Origin of the sequence: Microcystis sp. LE19-41.2A (genome assembly GCF_027530405.1) — a bacterium.
Taxonomy (GTDB): Bacteria; Cyanobacteriota; Cyanobacteriia; order Cyanobacteriales; family Microcystaceae; genus Microcystis; species Microcystis aeruginosa.
This window is the reverse complement of sequence record NZ_JAPZQJ010000419.1, coordinates 1-20,702: the sequence shown is the minus strand read 5'-3', so window position 1 is coordinate 20,702 and position 20,702 is coordinate 1. Positions and strand designations below refer to the sequence as shown.

The 20,702-nt window shown below is 41.7% G+C and carries 19 protein-coding genes and 1 pseudogene; 11 read left to right on the top strand and 9 right to left on the bottom strand.

Features of this window, described 5'->3' with window-relative positions; translation table 11 throughout:
- Positions 1-234: 234 nt before the first annotated feature.
- On the bottom strand, positions 235-477 hold the full coding sequence (locus O9290_RS17340; protein WP_002781780.1) for a DUF8620 family protein: 243 nt from the start codon (positions 475-477) through the stop codon (positions 235-237).
- Positions 478-536: 59 nt separating this feature from the next.
- A complete protein-coding gene (gene lnt, locus O9290_RS17335) occupies positions 537-2,063 on the bottom strand; it encodes an apolipoprotein N-acyltransferase (RefSeq protein ID WP_002756979.1) in 1,527 nt (508 codons plus the stop codon).
- A 423-nt stretch (positions 2,064-2,486) separates the two neighbouring features.
- On the opposite strand from lnt, the gene O9290_RS17330 reads away from it, so the two are divergent.
- Positions 2,487-3,245 carry a GAF domain-containing protein gene (locus tag O9290_RS17330; protein WP_288056179.1) on the top strand — a complete coding sequence of 253 codons (759 nt, stop codon included), beginning with the start codon at positions 2,487-2,489 and terminating at the stop codon, positions 3,243-3,245.
- A 91-nt stretch (positions 3,246-3,336) separates the two neighbouring features.
- Here O9290_RS17330 and O9290_RS17325 read toward each other — a convergent pair whose 3' ends face one another.
- The 3 genes and pseudogenes from O9290_RS17325 to O9290_RS28540 form a co-directional block, all read right to left on the bottom strand.
- Entirely contained in the window at positions 3,337-3,723 is a 387-nt protein-coding gene (locus O9290_RS17325) for a hypothetical protein (protein ID WP_002756975.1), read from the bottom strand.
- A 392-nt stretch (positions 3,724-4,115) separates the two neighbouring features.
- Complete coding sequence (locus O9290_RS17320) at positions 4,116-4,307, bottom strand: hypothetical protein (RefSeq protein WP_288087325.1); 192 nt, start codon at positions 4,305-4,307, stop codon at positions 4,116-4,118.
- A gap of 105 nt (positions 4,308-4,412) precedes the next feature.
- A pseudogene (locus O9290_RS28540) lies at positions 4,413-4,529 on the bottom strand (helix-turn-helix domain-containing protein); the annotation flags it as partial.
- A gap of 91 nt (positions 4,530-4,620) precedes the next feature.
- Between O9290_RS28540 and O9290_RS17310 the strand changes: the two are divergent.
- The 5 genes from O9290_RS17310 to O9290_RS17290 all read left to right on the top strand — a co-directional run bounded on the left by O9290_RS17310 (position 4,621) and on the right by O9290_RS17290 (position 9,117).
- Positions 4,621-5,610 (top strand): CAP domain-containing protein, encoded by a 990-nt coding sequence (locus tag O9290_RS17310; protein WP_147069599.1) that lies wholly within the window; start codon positions 4,621-4,623, stop codon positions 5,608-5,610.
- Positions 5,611-5,878: 268 nt separating this feature from the next.
- The gene (locus O9290_RS17305) at positions 5,879-6,508 is read left to right on the top strand and encodes a ribonuclease D (protein ID WP_002756973.1); all 630 of its coding nucleotides are present in this window, start codon (positions 5,879-5,881) and stop codon (positions 6,506-6,508) included.
- A gap of 409 nt (positions 6,509-6,917) precedes the next feature.
- A complete protein-coding gene (locus tag O9290_RS17300; RefSeq protein ID WP_002756971.1) occupies positions 6,918-7,568 on the top strand; it encodes a DUF3318 domain-containing protein in 651 nt (216 codons plus the stop codon).
- 114 nt (positions 7,569-7,682) lie between these two features.
- The gene (locus O9290_RS17295) at positions 7,683-8,678 is read left to right on the top strand and encodes an anti-sigma factor antagonist (protein WP_288054793.1); all 996 of its coding nucleotides are present in this window, start codon (positions 7,683-7,685) and stop codon (positions 8,676-8,678) included.
- Positions 8,665-9,117, top strand: coding sequence for an ATP-binding protein (locus O9290_RS17290; protein ID WP_002799139.1), 453 nt, complete (start codon positions 8,665-8,667; stop codon positions 9,115-9,117). The genes O9290_RS17295 and O9290_RS17290 overlap by 14 nt, the downstream gene beginning before the upstream one ends.
- A gap of 6 nt (positions 9,118-9,123) precedes the next feature.
- Here the strand turns inward: O9290_RS17290 and O9290_RS17285 are convergent, their stop codons facing one another.
- On the bottom strand, positions 9,124-10,569 hold the full coding sequence (locus O9290_RS17285; RefSeq protein ID WP_043998831.1) for a serine/threonine-protein kinase: 1,446 nt from the start codon (positions 10,567-10,569) through the stop codon (positions 9,124-9,126).
- 126 nt (positions 10,570-10,695) lie between these two features.
- On the opposite strand from O9290_RS17285, the gene lysS reads away from it, so the two are divergent.
- Entirely contained in the window at positions 10,696-12,417 is a 1,722-nt protein-coding gene (gene lysS / locus O9290_RS17280) for a lysine--tRNA ligase (protein WP_288055660.1), read from the top strand.
- A gap of 206 nt (positions 12,418-12,623) precedes the next feature.
- On the opposite strand, the gene O9290_RS17275 is transcribed toward lysS, so the two are convergent.
- Both O9290_RS17275 and O9290_RS17270 read right to left on the bottom strand, forming a co-directional pair.
- On the bottom strand, positions 12,624-14,270 hold the full coding sequence (locus O9290_RS17275) for a DUF3685 domain-containing protein (protein WP_288055663.1): 1,647 nt from the start codon (positions 14,268-14,270) through the stop codon (positions 12,624-12,626).
- A gap of 58 nt (positions 14,271-14,328) precedes the next feature.
- Positions 14,329-14,769, bottom strand: coding sequence for a Fur family transcriptional regulator (locus O9290_RS17270; RefSeq protein WP_061432819.1), 441 nt, complete (start codon positions 14,767-14,769; stop codon positions 14,329-14,331).
- Between the two features lie 404 nt (positions 14,770-15,173).
- On the opposite strand from O9290_RS17270, the gene O9290_RS17265 reads away from it, so the two are divergent.
- Positions 15,174-15,725 (top strand): PEP-CTERM sorting domain-containing protein, encoded by a 552-nt coding sequence (locus O9290_RS17265; protein WP_288055667.1) that lies wholly within the window; start codon positions 15,174-15,176, stop codon positions 15,723-15,725.
- 617 nt (positions 15,726-16,342) lie between these two features.
- Here O9290_RS17265 and O9290_RS17260 read toward each other — a convergent pair.
- The gene (locus O9290_RS17260; protein WP_002763864.1) at positions 16,343-16,813 is read right to left on the bottom strand and encodes a DUF29 domain-containing protein; all 471 of its coding nucleotides are present in this window, start codon (positions 16,811-16,813) and stop codon (positions 16,343-16,345) included.
- A 178-nt stretch (positions 16,814-16,991) separates the two neighbouring features.
- On the opposite strand from O9290_RS17260, the gene O9290_RS17255 reads away from it, so the two are divergent.
- From O9290_RS17255 to O9290_RS17245, 3 genes are all read left to right on the top strand, one after another.
- On the top strand, positions 16,992-18,050 hold the full coding sequence (locus O9290_RS17255; RefSeq protein WP_288055669.1) for a DUF2157 domain-containing protein: 1,059 nt from the start codon (positions 16,992-16,994) through the stop codon (positions 18,048-18,050).
- A gap of 104 nt (positions 18,051-18,154) precedes the next feature.
- Positions 18,155-18,835 carry a two-component system response regulator RppA gene (gene rppA / locus O9290_RS17250; RefSeq protein ID WP_012265866.1) on the top strand — a complete coding sequence of 227 codons (681 nt, stop codon included), beginning with the start codon at positions 18,155-18,157 and terminating at the stop codon, positions 18,833-18,835.
- A 321-nt stretch (positions 18,836-19,156) separates the two neighbouring features.
- On the top strand, positions 19,157-20,254 hold the full coding sequence (locus O9290_RS17245) for a patatin-like phospholipase family protein (protein ID WP_002798918.1): 1,098 nt from the start codon (positions 19,157-19,159) through the stop codon (positions 20,252-20,254).
- Positions 20,255-20,702: the final 448 nt, after the last annotated feature.

Here is a 20,702-nt window from a genome sequence, read left to right as displayed (position 1 = left end):
GAAAATAGGATTGGGACGTTCAAAAACCTTGCATTATCCTTCTTGTAGTACATCGCTTGGTACAAAAAACAAGGGCAACAAAGCCTAAAACGACCGGCTCCTGACGACCGGCTACTGACTCCTACCCCCAGGAAAAACTTTTTCAGCAGACCCTAATTAAATTAAAAATGGATTTTAGGTTCGATCCCCCCTGCCCTCCTTGATAAGGTAGGGTTGATTCATGAATCAACCCTACTATTTAGGGGACAAGCGTTCTTGAATTTGATTAATTGCCCAGCTTAAAATCGCCCCCGCAATTAAAATACTAATAGCAGGATTGAATAAGGGCAGCCAAAGACGCTGAAAAAGTTTAAATCCTAGGGGAATTCCCGTGGATTCACCGATAACAGCCACGGCAAACCAGAGAAAACCCGCTATTACCAAAAACACATCAAATATTAAGATTCTATTCAACCACTTGACAAATTGCTCTTTCATTGCAGCAAAAACTTAGGTTATTTAACAGTTCATTCACGAAAAAGTATAGCACTGTCACCTTAATCCCAAGCTCTCCAGAGCCAAGCGAGTCCGGCAGTAATGATTAAAACTTTAGTTAACCAATCTCCCCAGCGCACATATAAAGTTCTTGTATCCCGTCGATAAATTGTTTCGCTATGGATTTGATATCTATCCAGATCCGATAGCCAAAGCTGATTACCGTGGGGATCGACAAAAGCAGAATAACCTGTATTGGTGGCCCGGGCCATCCATCGATCGGTTTCGATCGCTCGCATGGTATCCTGAGCATGGTGTTGAGCGGGCATGGCGTGGCTATAATGGGCGTTATTAGAAGCAGTAATAATAAATTCGCCTCCTCTAGCAGTTTGACGGCGAAAATGTTCGGAAAAAGCCGACTCGTAACAAATGCCCACAATTATTTTACCGAAAGGGCTGTCAATAATTTGATCAGGATTTCCCTGGATTAAATGCGCTTGCAAGGGAGAAAGGCGATCAACAATTCCGCCCAAAATTTCCTGAAAAGGAACGTATTCGCCTAAAGGCACGAGAATTACTTTATCATACCGACTAATCACCTGTCCCTCGCCATCAATGGTCAAGAGACTATTGTTATAACCCTTGTCCACCTTGCCAAATGCACCTAACCAGATTGGCGTTTTTTTGGCTAAAATTGCCGAATAAATCGAGCTATTATTGACTAAGTTCTCCCAATAGTAGGGTAAGGCGGTTTCAGGAGTTAAGACGGCATCTACTCCTCGATCGGCGAGAATTTGATAACCAGAGGTGTAACCTTCGAGCGCCTTTTGAAATCCTAGGGGCGAAAGTTTAATCGTGTTGGCAATATTGCCCTGAATGACGCCAATTTTTATCCCTAAATCCCTTGACTTTTCGATCGGTTTATGGTATGTGTTCCATCCCCAGAGATGGAGGCTAAAACAAATAAGCAGGGGTAAAGAGAGAAAAGCGAGATTTTGCCGCGATTGACGGATTAGGAGCAAGCTTTCGGCGATTAAACCGTTAACTGCCACAATTGCCGCCGTTACCGTCGTAAAACCCGATAATTTGCCCAATTGCAGAATCAATAAATTATGGGGACTTTGACTATAAGCAAGGGTAGTCCACCAGAGAGGGGATTGACTCCAGAGAGATTCTAACCCACACCAGAGGGCAGTACCGATGAAAACCCGTAGGAGAGCATCCCTAAAAGATGACTGATTAACACTTTTGTTGACATAAAACATGACTAACGTCCAAGTTAGCACGATCGCCGTTCCCCAAAAAGTAATAAACAACCAACAAAACAGGGCAATTAACAAACTCGCTAACCAGGGGACACCCATCCACGTCATCGGGTGAATTCCCGTGATCCAGAATAAAGCCAGACCATGGTAGGCAAAACCCCAGCCAAAACCGTATAAAAGCTGTTTTTTTAGGGATTTTTCCGCTAATCTCACAATAATCCACAGGGGGACGAGAGAAATCCAAGCGAGTAACCACCAAGAAACTGGCGCCACTGTTAACCCCATCCCCACACCGGCCAAAATTGCCCAGAGAAAACGCACCATCTTTCACTCCAGTCAGGTTAAACTCCTCTGACCTACTAGATCAGAGTAGCTAGAGGGAAGACAAAACACAAGAGAGACACAGAAGTTTTTCAGCACATCTACAATAGATAAGTTAGCGAGTAAAAAAGCCCCTCGATCAGATGCTAAGTAGGGAGGCACAATTATTTGTAGGATGGGTTAGCGGTAGCGTAACATGAGCGGGCGTTGGGTTTCATGCTTCAACCCAACCTACGTTCATCTAGAGGGAAGACAAAAAACAAGAGACACAGAAGTTTTGGCTACATCTACAATAGATCAGTTAGCGAGTAAAAAAGCCCCTCGATCAGATGCTATGGCAAGCTATAGACTCAGACAAACACAGAGATGAGGAATGTCATCCTCACCCTGAAAGCCTAAACTCGGACTGAATAAGTGATTGAATACATGGATAATTTTAACCCCAAAATAGCTACTCTGGCTCTTGTCTTGAATGTTGAGGAAAATCTCGAAGATATTTTTGGGAAAATAGCTAGTATGAGCGCTCATCAATTGCGAGCGCGGCACTGTTCAATTATGTTAAGCTCTCCACAGGAATTAAAAGGGGAAATTACCGATTATCTAGAAGTTTTTGCCCATTATGATGATCTATCACCTTTGGCTGATCAAGAAATAATTAAACTCGATCAAGTTATTGCCGACAGTGTAGCGGCCACAGGAAAACCTTTACTAATTAAGGATATCACTCGATCGCCATTTGCCAGTGCAGCCCGTGATCCCAAAAGATCAAATAATAATAGTTTTATCTCCGTACCGATTATTCTGAATCAGCAGGTAATCGGAGTAATTAATCTCAGTTTTCCCCTAGACAAAAAACATTTTGAACCATTAGATTTAGAAATCTTGCAGTTATTCGCTCAACAGGCTGCCCAATCCCTGCAAATTTTTCATTTGCAAGGGATGTTAAAATCTCGTTTTGTGGCTATGGCAGTGACTAGAGAAATAGCAGAAATTCAGTCCGAACATTCGATCGCTGTTCACCCTTATCCCCCGAAATTAGCCAAAATTGTCGCTAAGGCTTTTTTTAAAGAATTAACTCAGGCCGGTTTTGGAACCCATGAAGTTATTGAGATTGCTAATGAGGTTTTGAATTTACTACAAAAGACTCTTAATAAACATAAAAATCGTCTGGAAGGAAAAGATTAAGCTCTAGTCAAGGGTTAAAATCGACTAACTTGCCACTCCCGTGCAGTGCCAAGAAGTAATTGAGATAGTTAACAGCTTAATTGACCGTTGTTTACTGATTACCGCTGCCGTCCTGCCGTCCTAATTCATAGACACCAGAGGCAACACAGGCGAGAATACCGACACTAATCGGCCAACTTTTTCCTAAACTAATCTCGATTAACCAATCGGAGAAACCGCCGAGAATGAGAAAGGGAATAATACTAAAGATAGAGGCATAAAAAGCATTTTGTGATTCTCTGGCGATGCGAGTTTTTTCAAACTCCTCTAGGGAAGTATAGAGGAAACGCTCGGCAAAATTAAACCAGCGATAGAAAATTTCTATAAACCAATTTCGCACCCCAGCTAACCCCAGATACAATGCTAAAGACCAGAGACAGCTACCGGCAATAAAGGCCGGGGAAATATTGATAGTGAAGGGCAGAAAGTCGATGACCATAAATGAGAGCCACAGAAGTGGTAAATTTGAGCGAACGGCTTGATCAATCTTAACAAGTCTTGACCCTGGCACCAAAAAGTTGACATCCTCACCGCCGGGGCCGGACGGTGATTTCCAAACCTGACGATTTGGGTTTCTGTTTGGGGTCCCTTACCCGGTTTCGCGGCTGCCTTAAGTAGTCGTGCAAAATTAATTTCCTAGTCGAGACAGGAGACAGGAGACAGGAGACGGGAGACGGGAGACGGGAGACGGGAGACGGGAGACGGGAGACAGCTATTAGGGATCGGATTTGAGTTTTCAGTTCACTGTTTGCTCACACCAGAAGTCTGACGGAGTAGTGGCTTAGATGTGTAATTAATTTTGCTTAGGTACTTAGGGCTTGCTGAATAAATCTAAAAACCTTGTTGGATAAGGCTTTTAGACTTTTTTCCCTCAAAAAGTGCCGACCATTGGAGGGATCGGGGGTAAAATTCAGGTACTTTTTCCCTGAAAATTAGGTAACTGACTACCTCAAAATCGGTAAAACCCCACACCCCACACCCCACACCCCACACCCTGCCCCCACCAACAAACTTTTTCAGCAAATCCTACTTAACAGATTTACCCCCCTCTGGTCAACAGGTCGCCACCAGGACTGGGAAAATGGGGAAATGGGGAAATTCAACTAAAACCCCTTCGCTGTGATTTCTCTGTGTTCTGACATGGAGAGCTTTATTGTCAACTAATCTTACACCGCCCAAGGTGCGCCGCAATAGCGACTCTTGTTCTGGTGTTGGGTAAAATCGGTAGCGATCGGCTTTCCCCATACCTGACCTTCTGGCATATATCCTGTAAATGCGCTAGTATTTAACAGTAAATCCAACCTAGAACGGCGGGGTTTCAGACCCAATTTTTTTGATGAAAAGTTTTTTTAAGAAACCTTATCGGTTAGGAATTTTGATGCTTGTATCGACAAGTTTAATGGCCTGTAGTGCCTTAAACTATAGCTCTTTTACGGAACTCGTGCCATCTTTCTCTCCCGCTCCTTCTCCCTCTCCTTTAGATGCGGCAACTTTACTTGTTTTAGAGAATAAAATCTATCAACAGGTCAATCGCTATCGTCTATCTCGCAATTTATCTCCCCTACTGTTAAATCGGGCAATTTCGCAACAGGCAAGATTACATAGCCAACGTATGGCCGCGGGTTTAGTTCCTTTTAGTCATCAAGATTTTGACAAAAGAGCGCAAACTATTGGTGTTTCGGTTCCCTATGAAGCGGTGGGGGAAAATGTGGCAGTTAATCAAGGTTATGATGACCCGGTAATGATTGCTGTGGATGGCTGGATTAAAAGTCAAGGTCATCGGAAAAATATGGAGGGAGATTTTGATAGTACCGGGATTGGAGTAGCGACGGATAATCAAGGAAAATTGTACTTTACTCAAATATTTCTAAAACGTCAATCCGCTCCTGTTTCTACTAATTCCCTTAGCTACGATCCTATCCAGAATCAATCTTTTTTAATTACCCTCGAAGAAAACACTAATTATCAAGTTAATCGCTACCGAATTTCTCAAAATTTACCGCCCCTACGTCTCGATGCTCGTATTAGTCATGAAGCTCGCTTATTTAGTCAAAAAATGGCCCATAAACAGGCTCCTTTTAGTCATGATGGTTTTGCGGGAAGAGTCAAGGCAGTACAAAGGAAGATTCCTTTAGAAAAAATGGGCGAAAATTTGGCTTTTATGAAGGGATATCCTGACCCCGTTAGCGTTGCCGTCAAGGGTTGGATTAATAGCCCCGGCCATCAAAAAAATATGGTTGGTGATTATAATCTCACCGGTATCGGTATCGCTAAAAATAATGTTGGTGAATATTATTTTACACAACTTTTTGTTAAAAAGCGTTGACAAAATCCCCCCGATGATACTTAAATTTAATTACCAGTTTTTAACATCAGTTATCAGTTATCATTTAAGTAGTCGGACATAAATTCTGTGGTCTATCTTAAGAAATGTAAATTGCCGCAATTCTTACTGACGACCGACTCCTTACCCCACAGTTAACTTTACTTTTGTCCAACTACTTATCAGGGAAATAAAGGCAGTCGTGCGATAGGCAAAAGCATTACAAATTTCCCTCCTGTCTCCTGTCTCCTGTCTCCTATCTTCTAACTATATGAACTTAGACAATTTTCAAGTGTGCGATCGAGATTTAAGCGATGACCTATTATCCCGTTATCTAGGGGTTAATTCGATCGCTGTAGATACAGAAACTATGGGATTAATACCGGGGCGCGATCGACTGTGTTTAATTCAACTCTGTGATCCCAGTGGTTTTGTCACTGCCATTCGCGTTTTTAGAGGGCAAACAGAGGCTCCTAATCTCAAAAAGGTCATGGAAGATGAGCGGATAGAAAAAGTCTTTCATTTCGCCCGTTTTGATGTGGCTCAATTATCCCATACTTTCGGCATTGCCACTAAACCGATTTTCTGTACCAAAATCGCCAGTAAACTGGCTCGGACTTATACCAGCAGTCACGGTTTAAAAAGTCTCGTGCAGGAATTGGAAGGCATAGAATTAGACAAAACCGCTCAAAGTTCTGATTGGGGAAATGCCGCTAATCTTACTCCAAAACAACTGAGTTATGCTGCTAACGATGTGCGCTATTTACTGTCAGTGCGAGATAAATTGATGGTGATGATGCAAAGGGAAGAAAGATGGGAATTAGCCCAAAAATGCTTTAGTTGTATCCCCATCTTCACCGCTTTAGATTTACAGCAATACAAAGATATATTTGAGCATTAGCCAGCACAAGTTACAGTCTATTTAATAAGTAAATAGAAGAGAGATTTTGTCTTTGATCCCCCCTGCCCCCCTTGATAAGGGGGGTGCCGATAGGCGGGGGGATCGCCCTTAATAAGGGGGGTGCTGATCCCCCCTTAATCCCCCCTTAATAAGGGGGGTATCTGACAATTTTTAACACCCACCTACTTAGTATGATTGACTCCCAATCGAACTTTAAAAACCCAGTTATGGATGGTTTCTTCCCACTTCCCCACTTCCCACTTCCCCACTCCCCACTTCCCCACTTCCATCACTGTTTACTGATCACTGAAAATGCTCTCTAGGGCCAAAAGCTGCCAAGATCACAAAAAAGACCGCTATGATCGAAAATAGAAATCATCGTCATTGGTAGAGAATAGGGAAAAAATCTATGACATCTTATGCGGCCTCCTCTGCACGAGCCGAAATGAGCGAACTTCGGCGCCTAAAAACCCTACTACCTCCAGAATTACAAAGTTGGGTAACGGTAGAAGGTTCCACAGAGGTTAATCCCCCCCTGATCCGTTGTGAAGAAATTGGCAGAGATGAGGTAGAAATTCAGATAGATTTAGCCAAATGGGAAAATTTAGCCATCGATCAGCGTAATTTGCTCTTTTGGCATGAAGTCGCCAGGATTCAAAATGATAGTATTCCCCGGGAAGGCTGGGAAATGGCCGCCCTCGCTATTGGCTTAGGTGGTGCGGTGGGGGAATTATGGGTACAGGACGGGTTATTATTGCTTTTGGCTATGGGATTATGTGGGATTTCCGGTTATCGTCTCTGGCGCAAAAATAATGGCGATAAAATTCTCAAAGAAGCGATCGAAGCCGATGAAAAAGCGATCGCCTTGGCCACCCGTTTCGGTTATTCTCTCCCCAACGCCTACAAGAGCCTAGGCAGTGCCTTTAAAACCCTAATTGAACAAACGCCCAACCGTCGTCTGCGTAAGCGTTATGAGACCCGTTTAGATGCGCTGAGAAAGAGTGCAGCCAAAGCGAAAGCCCAAACCCAAGGCCGTCCGCCCCTAGGTGAGATTCGTTAGCCGATGATCACAGGTAATCTCTGACATTACCCATTGGTATTTGGGGAAAAGTGTAGTAAACATTTAAGTGGGTCATCAGGCCTTGTTCATCTATCAAACCACCTCTTTGTGTCGATGACTTCCCAAATTCCTGAAACACGTTTTCTGATCATTCCGATGGAGTATCCGGTTTTGCGGATGCCGGATCGCTTGACTGTCTTGGAAGCAGTACAGTTCAAGGATTTGTTTCACCATCTCATCGCCCAAACACCCACTCCCGAAAAAGTCATTCTTGATCTAAATGCCACTCAATTTATGGATAGTAGTGGTGTGGGTGCTTTAGTGCATAATCTCAAAGCGGCTAGGGCAGAAAATATCGAGTTAGTGCTGGCTAACGTCCATCCCCCAGTGATGGGGGTTTTATCGATTACGGGACTAGATCAATTATTCACTTTCCAAACCTCCCCCCTAGCAGCCCAAGAAAAGGGCTTTACTGCCAATGAAAACCATCTACCGGAAACCCATCCCTCGATTCGCAGTTGGTTAAAGCGCGGTCTTGACATTGTTGGTGGAATCGTGGGTTTATTAATCACGGGGGTTATTTTTGTCCCCATTGCTATTGCTATTAAGTTAGACAGTCCGGGTCCAATTTTTTTCAGTCAAACCCGCTGCGGTTGGTTGGGAAAGGAATTTAAAATTCTTAAGTTTCGTTCCATGTGTGTGGATGCAGAAGCACTCAAGGATAAAATCCCTAATCAAGCGGAGGGAGCTTTTTTTAAAAATAAAAATGATCCCCGGATTACCCGGGTAGGAAAATTTTTACGTCGCACCAGTTTAGACGAATTGCCCCAGTTTTGGAATGTGATCACCGGTGAAATGAGTCTTGTTGGCACTCGTCCTCCCACCCCCGATGAGGTGGAACGCTACGATGTTCCCCAATGGCAACGTTTAGATGTAAAACCCGGTATGACGGGAGAATGGCAGGTGAATGGTCGCTCTCGGGTGAGTAATTTTGAAGAGGTAATTCAACTAGATTTGCGCTATCAAGAAAATTGGAGTTTAGGCTACGATCTACAACTGATTTTTAAAACAATTTTGATTCTCTTTCAAAAAAACAGTGGTGCCTTCTGAAGTCTTAAATTCCCCTTCTTTCCCCCTCCAATTCCATCTACAAGTCCAGACGGAATTGGCAGCTTTAATCCCAGTCTTACAATGGTTTGAATCTCACGGCCGCTCTTTTCTACCCGACTCGGTGCTTTGGCAGTGTAAGGTGGCTTTAGCAGAAGGATTTACTAATGCTGTCCGTTACGCTCACCAACATTTACCACCGACTACACCGATCGATCTAGAATTAACTTTAAAGTCCCATTCTCTAGAAATAAGAATATGGGATCACGGTCAATCTTTTGATCTGCAAGCCAAACTTGATTCTCTACAACAACGTCCCCTCGCACCTTTGGAAATGGAAAGCGATCGAGGATTAATTTTTATGCGTTCTCTTACTGATACTTTACAATATATCCGCACTGGCGAAGGGAGAAATTGTTTAATTCTCCAGAAAAGTTTTTAAGTCAATTTATCCCCTGCTAGAAACTCCGTCCATGGCACAGGTTTCCAGACGAGAAAAAAGAATTATCCCACCCCCCACACCCCACACAAGGGTGGGGAGATGTCCCCAGGGTGCTTTGAGAGAGAAAGTAATTTGATCGTAGTATAACCACTTGTTATTAACTCGCCAACCGACTTTTGTTCCAAAAGCGTTCCATTTTTGTTGATCATAATTGCTGCTTCCTCCCAAACTTTCATAGATTCTTTTCTGAACAGATATACCGAATTTTCCCTGGCTATATTTTAACCAGAGTTGATTGATAGTGGCTAAATCTTCACAGGGAAAGTTATCTATGTCTTCTATCTTAAGATATTTTTCTTTAGTTCGATCGGCAACTTTTAAGAAGAGATTAGCCGTTTCTTGATCTGCCTCTTGCCATTTTTCTTGCGCTAAGAAATCCCGTAGGTTAGTGTAATCAATTTCCTTGGCACTTTTGAGGTTAATTTCCTCCCTGGTGGCGGCTGGAAAAACTGGCAAAACCGTTTCTTGAATTGTATTCTGTGATCGGGGTTTTGGCGGAATCACGAAGGCTAATTTGACTGCTAACTCTTGCAGGACTTCCCCGGCTGATTGATAACGTTTTTTGGTGCCAAATTCAATTAATTTATCTAAAATTTTACCTAATTCAACAATAACAGGATTATTAATCAGGTGCTTTCTCCATACCCATTCATGTTCACTCACATCGAATAATTCAAAGGGAGATATTCCCGTTAATAAATAGATACAAGTGACTCCCAAACTATATAAATCACTGCTATTAATCGCTTTGCCATTGCTTTGTTCTGGAGCGATATATCCCGGCGAACCGATCACTGTTCCTGTCAGGGAAAGGTTAGCAATGGGCATGAATTTAGAGGCACCAAAATCCACTAAAATTATTTTATTATCGCTGCGTCTCCTAATTATATTAGCTGGTTTAATATCCCGATGAATGACTCTTTTAGCATGGATAAAATCAAGAATTGGCAAAATTTCCAATAAAAGATGTTTGATCTTTTCCTCATTGAAAACTCCCTCGCTTTGTAATTCTTGTTCTAGATTTTCTCCCTCAATATATTCTTGAACAAGATATTGTCGCCCATCATTGCTGGTAAAATAGGCATAGAGGGAGGGAATTTGTGGGTGTTGACCGAGATTATCTAAACTAATCGCTTCTTCTTTAAATAATTCCGCCGCTTTCTTGAGAGCATTACTGCCTTGAGCGCTAGGAAAAAATTGTTTAATCACACAATAAGGTTTAGAAGGTTTATCCTCATCAATTGCTTGAAAAGTTTTACCAAAACCTCCTTGACCAATTAATTTTATAGCACGATAACGATCTTTTAGTAATAATTGAAAGCGACATTTTTGACAGAATTTATCTGTAGGATCATTGTTATATAGACAATCGGGATTAAGACATAAACTCATTGTTAGTTCAAAGAGGGATAGGGAAGATGTTTCAGTGAGCAGTAAACTGATAACTGATAACTGATAACTGATAACTGAAATCCCCAACACCTAAAAATTCCCCAGAATTGTTCCTCTTAGAAAACGATGGCATCTCAAGCACAAAATCCTGAAAATCAACCCTCCTCTACCCTCGAAGAAATCCGGGCCGCTCGTTTAGAAAAAGTGGCAGGATTGCAAAAAGCTGGCTTAAATCCCTACGCTTACCAGTGGAAATCCACCGCTCACGCTCAACAATTACAAGAGCAGTACGCTGACTTAGCACCGGGGGAAGAAATTAGCACAGAAGTAGCAATTGCTGGTCGGATTATTGCCCGAAGAATTATGGGTAAACTAGCCTTTTTTAACCTGCAAGATGAAACGGGAACGATTCAATTATACCTCGATAAAAAACGCATTAGTGAAACTATGTCCGCCGTGCCGAATGCCTTTAACACAGTGATTAAATTAACAGATACAGGCGATATTTTAGGAGCAAAAGGCACAATTAAACGCACAGAACGCGGCGAATTATCTATCTATGTTAACGAGTACGAAATTCTCACCAAATCCCTCTTACCTCTACCGGATAAATGGCACGGTTTAACCGATGTAGAAAAACGTTATCGACAAAGATATGTGGATTTAATTGTTAATCCGGAAGTGCGACAAACTTTTCGCCGTCGCGCCCAAATTACTGCTTCTATTCGGAGATATTTAGACCAAGAAGGTTTTATTGAAATTGAAACTCCCGTGCTACAAAGTGAAGCGGGAGGAGCCGATGCTAGACCGTTTATCACCTATCATAATACGCTGGAGATGGAGTTATATCTCCGCATTGCCACCGAATTACATCTAAAAAGATTAATAGTCGGTGGTTTTGAAAAAGTCTTTGAGTTAGGCCGAATTTTTCGTAATGAAGGGGTTTCTACTAAACATAACCCCGAGTTTACTTCCATCGAAATCTATCAGGCCTATGCCGATTATTATGACATGATGGAGTTAACCGAAAACATTATTGTTAATGCTGCACAAGATGTTTTAGGTACGCTGAAAATCACCTATCAAGACAGGGAAATTGACCTAACTCCCCCTTGGCGACGAGTGACTATGCACGAATTAGTCCAAGAAATAACCGGGGTTGACTTGAATAGTTTTGAGGATTTCGAGTCGGCTCGTATTGCCGCAGAAAATGCCGGCATTGGCGTTCCAGAGGACTGTAAAACCATCGGTAAGCTCTTAAATGAAGCTTTTGAACAAAAAGTCGAAGAAACCCTAATACAGCCCACTTTTGTGCTAGATTTTCCCGTGGAAATTTCGCCTTTAGCTAAACCCCATCGCTCAAAAACTGACCTCGTGGAAAGATTTGAATTATATGTGGTTGGACGGGAATTAGCTAATAGTTTTTCTGAGTTAACCGATCCCATCGATCAACGGCAAAGATTGGAAGCACAGGCACTCAAAAAAGCGTCTGGAGATTTGGAAGCGCAGGGAGTTGATGAGGACTTTTTAACCGCTTTAGAATACGGAATGCCCCCCACGGGAGGCTTAGGAATTGGCATCGATCGCCTGATCATGTTATTAACCGATTCTGCCAGTATTCGCGATGTGATTGCTTTCCCCTTATTAAAAAGTCAAAGTACAGCGATTAAATCTTTTGACTACGATCAGGACAAAAAAATTCTGAAAGTGGAATTTAATCACGGTGGTATCTATCTTTATCATGATCTACCTTTGGCAGTATATAAAGACTTTCAGTCCGCACCATCGAAAGGACAGTTTTTTGTCGGACAAATTCGCGATAAATACAGTTTTGACAAGGAATTGTAAAAGTTACTGTCACTTCAGTTAAGTAGATAGGTGTTAAAAGTTGTCAGACACCCCCCTGATCAAGGGGGCAGGGTAGGGTTGATTCATGAATCAACCCTACTATGAATCAACCCTAGGGGCAGTGGGGATCAGAGGCAAAATCCATCTTCAATTTAATTATAACTACTTCAGTTATCAGTTATCAGTTATCAGTTATCAGTCATAATTCATGATCCCTTTTTACCCTTGACTTCCTGCCAAGTGTTACCGACTCCCTGTAAAACCCCGCGAACTACTAAACCAATACCGCGACCGATAACTTGGATAAGAATATAGACTACTCCCTTACCCACCACCCGAAAAAAAGCGCGTAAACGAGGAGATAAAGAGTCTCTTAATTCTAAGGCGATCGAAACTAACCAGGGTATGCCTGTTAAACTATTTAATTCTTCCTGTCGAGGGGAATAAATGGCTAGAGATTGGATTTCTCCCTCGCTATAGTGAAATAATTGATATTGACTTTCAAATATATCTTTGGGGTCTTGCCAGTATTGTTGCCGTCGGTATTTCCAAGATAATTCATTGCGGATTTTAGCTAATTTTCTGGCGATGAGAAATTCTGACCGGTAAAGTTTTTGTTTGACTCTTTCGGATTCCGAGAAGTTATTGAGAATAATTACCGTCACTGCATTGGCAATATTATGAATGAGATTTTGCAGGAGAATTTCGGCTCTGGTGATAGTTTCAGGAGCATTAGCTCGGTATCCTACTCCGTCAATAGTTAAACTATTTTCGTACACTAAATAGGAAAATAAGTCAAGAGTAAAAGGAATTTTATTGAGGATTTCTGTTTGAATTGCCTCTCTTTCTTCCAGAATAATTTCGTTAAGTCTGCTTTTACTAATTTCATCATAAACCGAGGCATTAATTTCTAAAAATTTACGGGTAACTTTCTCCCAGATATCGTAAATAATCAGATTTAAGCGACTGGTTAATTCCCCGCTGCTAATCTGTAAATATCTCATTTCATCGACATTTTTACGAATTTCATCGAGAACTAAATACAATAATTCCCGCTGCCGATTATCCTGTAAAACATCAATTTCAAAACTAATCTTTGTTCTATTAATTAAAGGCGATCGAATGACCGCTAAAGTGGACTCAAAAACCGCCGAAACACACAGGGGACGCTCGCGGCTTAAAATTGGTAATTCTCGATCGATATTGTTAATTATTACCGGGGGTGTGACTGAAGCTGAATTGTAATAGCTCCCTTCCAGGGGAATTAGTTTTCTCACTAGCCATAGGGCTGCTAAAAGTTCTCGTTTTCTTCCCTGCCAATAAAAGCGATCAAAGCCGGATAAAGACTGTTGATTGAGGTGGAGATCAATTAAATGTAATTCACTTTCGATGCGATTTAATCCCGTTTTTCCGGCAGTGATTAACCAATGGCTAGGAGCTAAACTTGTACGGGTAGCAATGGTGAGAGCAGAAGGGGCAACATCCGGGGATTCATCCCGGGAAATTTGCCCTAAAATAGTGATAAATTGCTCTAGGTTTGTGCCTTTGGGAATATAACCGGCGATGCCTAATTCTCTGGCGATTAGTTGCTGTCGGGAGTCGAGAGGAAAGGTTAATAGAACAATTTTACTTTCAGGATAGCGAGAGTGGAGAATTTCACAGTAAGACCAATCAAAGAGAGGATCAATAATAATAATTTCGGGGGCCGGATTAAGAGTCAAAGCGAAAATTGTTTCTAAATCCCCTTCGGTGACGATACTAATATTTTCTATCCGCGACAGGGCCTGCACCAGACCCAAGCGGAAAATCGGGTCATTATCGATGATAATTAAGGTGAGAGGGCGATCGATCACAAGAGTTGCAGCCTGTCAACGGATACTATTCACAGGGTCAATTATACAGTTATCCGGCTCATTTATTTTGTTTATAGCCATAGAAATCGATGCGATAATCGGTAATTTTTACCCCCGTCGATGCCTCGACCTGTTTAATTAATTCCGGGGGAAGTTGGATATGCACATCGATAATTTGTTGACTGTCCAGACAATTGACGTGACTGTGAGAATCGCTGATGTTACCGTAGAGTCTGCCGTCCCAGCGTTCCACAGATTCGATAATGCCTTGACCCGATAGGGCTTCTAGGTTTTGGTACACTGAGGTATGACCGATGTTTTTTCCTTGCAGATTGAGGCGATCATAAATTTCTCTCGCTGATAGGTGTTCCTGCGCTTGCCACAGCAATTCTAAAATATAGCGACGCTGACGACTAACCCGCATTCCTAAAGTTTGACACCTTTCGATCGCATCTTCTAAACACCGGATCGGTTTTTGTTTTACCTCCAAATTGTCCATAGTTGTATCCGTTGACCTCCGCCCTAATACATAGTCATTACCAGTTTAGCTTAGTCTTTCGATCGATGTCCACATTGCCCCAGTTTTTAGCCCCTCTTCAAACTGAGATAAAAAATCAGCAGCGCCAGATTTGAGTAGATTTGCGGGCGAATGAGTGAAACCAACCACTCCAGACACAAAGGACACAAAGATCGATCGCTACTATATAAGTTACACCGATCACACAAAGAATAAGAGAACCAACCATTTGCTTATTTCTATAGATAGGATTGAATATTTTCATAAAAAATCCTCTTGAAAAATATTTTGATCAACCTTAACCTTAAGGGGTACATTAATTTATTTTTAGAGCCATGGCCACCAAATCGCCAAAATTATTCGAGTCATTGCGGTCATAGACCGCAATGACTGTCACTACTGTTAGCCTCACCCTAGCCGCTGCTTCTGGTGCTAGTGCCGCAACAGTGTTCGGTTTCCAAACTCCCTACGCTCCCATTAACTGGACATTTGCCAATAGTAATGCCGACGGGTCGGTTAATACCGGCGGCGCTCCCGCGTCTATTAGCCTGACTGGGGGGAACAATTTTTCTGGCAGTTCTGGAACCACAAACTACACCACCACTGCGGCTGCGGCTGGGACGGTGACGTTTAATTGGAACTATTCGACTGCTGATGTGCCTTTCTGGGATCCCTTCGGATATCTGCTCAACGGCAGCTTCACCCAAGTAACTAATAATGGGGGAGGTGTTGTCCAAAACGGGACATCGACGTTTAACGTCCTAGCTGGCGACAGCTTTGGTTTCCGTATTTTCACTAGAGACAACACCAGCGGACGGGCTAGTGTGACGATTTCTAACTTTTCTGCCCCTGCCCCTGTTCCCGAACCGTCAACTGTGCTGAGTTTGCTGGTACTAGGAGGCTTAGGCGCTGGACTGAAGTACCTTAATCGCAATTGATATCCTAAAAAACAGGGGACTAGGAGGAGAAGTCAACTCCTAGTTCCCAACTTGATTAGCTGTTGACTGTCTATGAGTGCCAGACTTGGGAGCGGGGAGAGTTGCACAATTCTGGTTTTAAGTCAATAGCCTTTACAAAACTTCAAAAATTGCAACATAAAAAAATCTCATCACTAGCGGCTTTTTTTGGGCAAGAGAATCGATATAGTCCCCTGATTGCCTTGGTTTTCCGTTGATTTAAAGCTTAAAGGTTAAACTAAGCCCACAGCATACCACGATCATACCATATTATTAAATGTAGGCAACCCCGATTTACAGCTAAATTTTGGCAAATTCTGGGAAAATCAAAATCTTGTAACTTACTTGTTACATTGAACTAATCGCCCCAAATATTTAAATATTTTAATTATTTACCTTAAATTTATAATTTTTACTTATTCTTTGCAGGCTGATTAACTAGGGTTGGGCAAAAAAGCTTGTGAGCTCTATTTAAAGTCAGTCGAATCGCTTAGTATCGGGAAACAGATGTGACTTGTATAGCTTCCCAGTTTTTGAGATTTGAAGACTTTTTAGAAGCATTTTGAAAGTGTCTTAGCCGATGGATTAAATATGAATTATCAGCCATAGAAATCTTCGTCAAGAATCTGTTCTAAGGAAAAAGGGCAGTCTAAGGGATATGCTTCCTCTGGAGGAATCGCAATTCCAAAGTCAGCCAATTTACTTTCCTTGATGGCAATTTTGCGACCTTTAGGATAGGTTTTATCGATGGCGATTGCTACATGAGATTTCAAAGAAGGGGTGTTTTCTAGTAAGGCGACAACTCGTTCCCTGTGTTCGACAATGGAGCTATACCAGCTAGATTTCATGCTTTCAGGGGCGGAGGATTGTACTTTTAATTTCAGTAAATGAGCCAGCAAAATCATTAAATTTCCTTCCAAGGCATTTTTATCTGATTTACCCAATTCTTTTAACTCCTCAACCAAATGAGATACATCTAATGCCTGAAAATCTCCTTGTTCTAACTGACCTATTGTTGTTATCAGCCATAATTGAAAATCTTGTTCATAGAGTTCTGATTTAGTTATCATGATGTCTTCGATAATAGTTAATATAGATTGAATTATACTCTATTTTGCAGATTTCGGATGTTGCAATCGGTAAATGTTAAGTTTTACTACAGGATTTAACATCTGCGCCTATGCCCTATTCCCTTATCCTTAGGATAAGCGGTTAAAATACATCTTAGCTTAAGGACTAGAGAATATTATGAGACTAGAAAGAGAAGATTTTGATTGGGCGGTACAACAAAACCTAATTACTGCCAGCCAAGCTGAAAATTTATGGACGGCTTTTTTGTCCCGCTATCCCCAAGAAGATGAAGTTAATCGCCCTCGCTTTAATTTTGCTAATGTAGCCTATTATTTTGGGGCATTAATTGTTATCTCTGCCCTGGGGTGGTTGATGAACGAAGCTTGGGAGAGTTTCGGCGGTGCAGGCCTATTTTTTATCGCCCTGTTTTATGCAATTTGTTTTATTTTTGCGGGGAAAAATCTCTATTTTCAGCAAAATCTCAAAATCCCCGGCGGCCTTTTATTTACCATGGCAGTGGCAATGACTCCCTTAGCAATCTACGGTTTACAACGCTGGACAGGATACTGGCAAGCCGGAAATATGGCCATTTATCCAGATTTCTATAGCTGGACTAAAGGCGGTTGGTTTTTAATGGAATTAGGCACGATTATCGCAGGATTAATAACTTTGCGATTTGTTAAATTTCCTTTTTTAACTGCACCGATCGCCTTTAGTCTGTGGTATATGTCAATGGACTTAACCCCTTTGCTATTTGGAGAGAACGAATATATATGGAGAATGCGACTGTGGGTATCCTTTTGGTTTGGAATTGCCTGTTTAATAACTGCCTATTTAATTGATGTACGTCAGCGTCGCAGTCGGGGAGATTTTGCTTTTTGGCTATACCTATTCGGATTAATTATGTTTTGGTTTAGTCTATCTCTCCTAATCGATGATAATGAAGCGCAACGATTTTTGTACTGTCTAATTAACTTGGGATTGATGTTATTATCCGTCCTGCTAAAAAGAAGATTATTTGTGGTTTTCGGAGGTATCGGAGTATTTGCCTATCTTTCCTATCTCTCCTATCGTCTCTTTGCCGATTCAATTTTCTTTCCCTTTGCCCTAACCGCCCTGGGACTTGGTATTATCTATATGGGAGTTTTGTATCAGCGTCATTACCCAACCCTGGCTAGATTTATTGAAAGTTATATTCCTCTCGAATGGCGCAATTTATTACCCAAAGATAGATAATTAGGAGAAATGGGGATATGGGGAGATAGGGGAAATGGGGAGATTCAACTAAAAAACCCCAAAACCCCAAAACCCCAAAACCCAACACCATCTTTTTTACTTTTATGAAAATACTTATCGTTGATGATGAAAAAGAATTAACCGAACCCTTAGAACAAATTCTTGCTCAAGAAGGCTATGAAGTTGATATTGCTGATAATGGTCGGACGGGTTTAGAATTGGCACAAGAGAATAATTATGACCTCTTAATTCTCGATTGGATGTTACCCCAGCAATCCGGATTACAAATCTGTCAATATTTACGCAATCAAGGGGACACCACTCCCGTTTTGTTTCTAACCGCTAAGGATACCATAGATGATCGAGTGGCGGGATTAGATGCTGGCGCTGATGATTATTTAGTCAAACCCTTTCAACTGCGAGAATTATTAGCGAGAGTCCGCGCTTTATTGCGTCGTTCTCCCAATTTTGAAGCTAGTAATAGCAGTAAATTAAAATCTGCTGATTTAGAACTCGATAGCGAAAATCAAGTGGCTTATCGTCACGGTCGCACGATCAGTTTATCAGCAAAAGAAGTACAATTGTTGACTTTATTTATGACCCATCCAGGTCAACTTCTCACCCATGAACAAATTTATCAGCATCTCTGGTCAGAAGGGGAGCAACCTAATAGTAATGTGGTTCCTGCCCTGATGCGCTTACTGCGTCGTAAAATCGAAGCGGCCGGAGAAACACCTCTAATTAATACTGTCTATGGTAAAGGCTACCGTTTCGGGGAAAATTAGGGAATGTTGAAAGATAATGAGAATAAGTAACTGGTTATAATTAAATTAAAAATGGATTTTAGGTTCGATCCCCCCTGCCCCCCTTAATAAGGGGGGTGCCGATCCCCCCTTAGTCCCCCCTTAATCCCCCCTTAATAAGGGGGCATCTGAAAGTTTTTAATACCTACCTACTTATCCTTTTCTAGAAGTGATGGCAACATCTACCGAGCAGCTCTTCTGAAAATCAGAAAAATTTCTATATTTTTGGCTCTGATTCTAGGTTTTCAATTAACCTTAAATTAAAAGCCTAGGGCTTAGATAGAAGCCATTCAAAGGATATTTATGAAAGCCAAAATTGCGATCGCTTGTCAGGGAGGTGGTAGTCAAACTGCTTTTACTGCCGGTGCCTTGAAAGCATTATTTGACAATAAAGTGCAAGATTACTTTAATATTGTCAGTCTCAGTGGTACTTCTGGCGGTGCTATCTGTGCATTTTTCACCTGGTATGCTCTCAAAAAAGGTGATAGCGTCGTTTGGAAAAGAATGATTGATTTTTGGGAAGATAATAGCACTCAAACTCCCCAAGAAAAGCTATTTAATGACTCAGCTATTAAAGCTCTAGAATTAGCCAGCAAAGGATTAATTCCCCAGTATAATCTCAGTCCTTCCTCTCCAATTACTAAAACCTTATTTTCCCTAGCTACCTACGGTTTACGCGGTCGCTTTACCAACTTTGATCAGTTACTAAGAGCGCATATTGATTTCTCGGAATTAGCCACTTGGGGAGCTAAACCAGAACCACCAATTTTATTAATGGGGGCCTGTAATGTCCTCACAGGAAAATTAAGTAAATTTAACTCGCGCGAGGAAGCAGTTAAAATTGAACATATCCTAGCTTCTGCCTGTGTTCCTAACATTTTTCCTGCCGTCACCATTGAAACTATGGCCTACTGGGATGGACTATTTTCCGATAATCCCCCCATCCGTTCTTTAATTCGCCGTGAATTTGTCGGAGTCGAAAATATTCCCGATGAAATTTGGGTAATTAAAATTAATCCCACCTCTAGAGATAAGATACCCGTGCAATCCGATGATATTGCTGATCGCCGCAATGAATTAGAAGGCAATGTTTCCCTATTTCAAGGTCTCGATCAGATTGACTTTCTCAATCAATTATTTCTCAAAGGAGCCTTTAAAGAAGAATTCTTGCGCGAGATCGCCTTAACAGAACCATTTAAAATTCCTAAATCTTTCCCGGAAGATCCCGATCAAGATTACCATATTCCTATGATCGAAATGTCGGCGGAATTAGCCAATAGTCTCAACTACGAAAGTAAACTCGATCGCTCTCCTGCCAATATCCAGCGTCTGATCGCTGACGGCGAAAAACAGGGAAAACAGTTTCTAGAACATCGACTAAAAGCTATGGGTTTAAGATAATTTTTGAGGTTTCAAAAACGGCAAAAATAAGGATTAAATGGCATGAAATCTGTCAATAGACTATTTAGGGTTTGCTGAAAAAGCTTTTCCTAGGGGCAGGGTGTGGGGTGTGGGGTGTGGGGTGTGGGGTTTTACCGATTTTCAGGTGGTCAACTACCTAATTTTCAGGGAAAAAGTACCTGAATTTTCCCCCGATCCCCGCAATGGCTGGCACTTTTTGAGGGTAAAAAAGTCCAAAAGTCTTATCCAACAAGGTTTTTAGATTTATTCAGCAGACCCTACTTATGACTTTGAAAGAAGTTTTTAAGGTTCTTCGGTTTGTCTTATGCAATGGACGGGGTTATAAAGAATGAAACCTTTATAGAGACAGACATTGCCGCAATTTTTGTCAATTGTTTGCGATCTGGAGCGAACTAATCAATTAAATCTCTTGCCAGATAAGGATTGA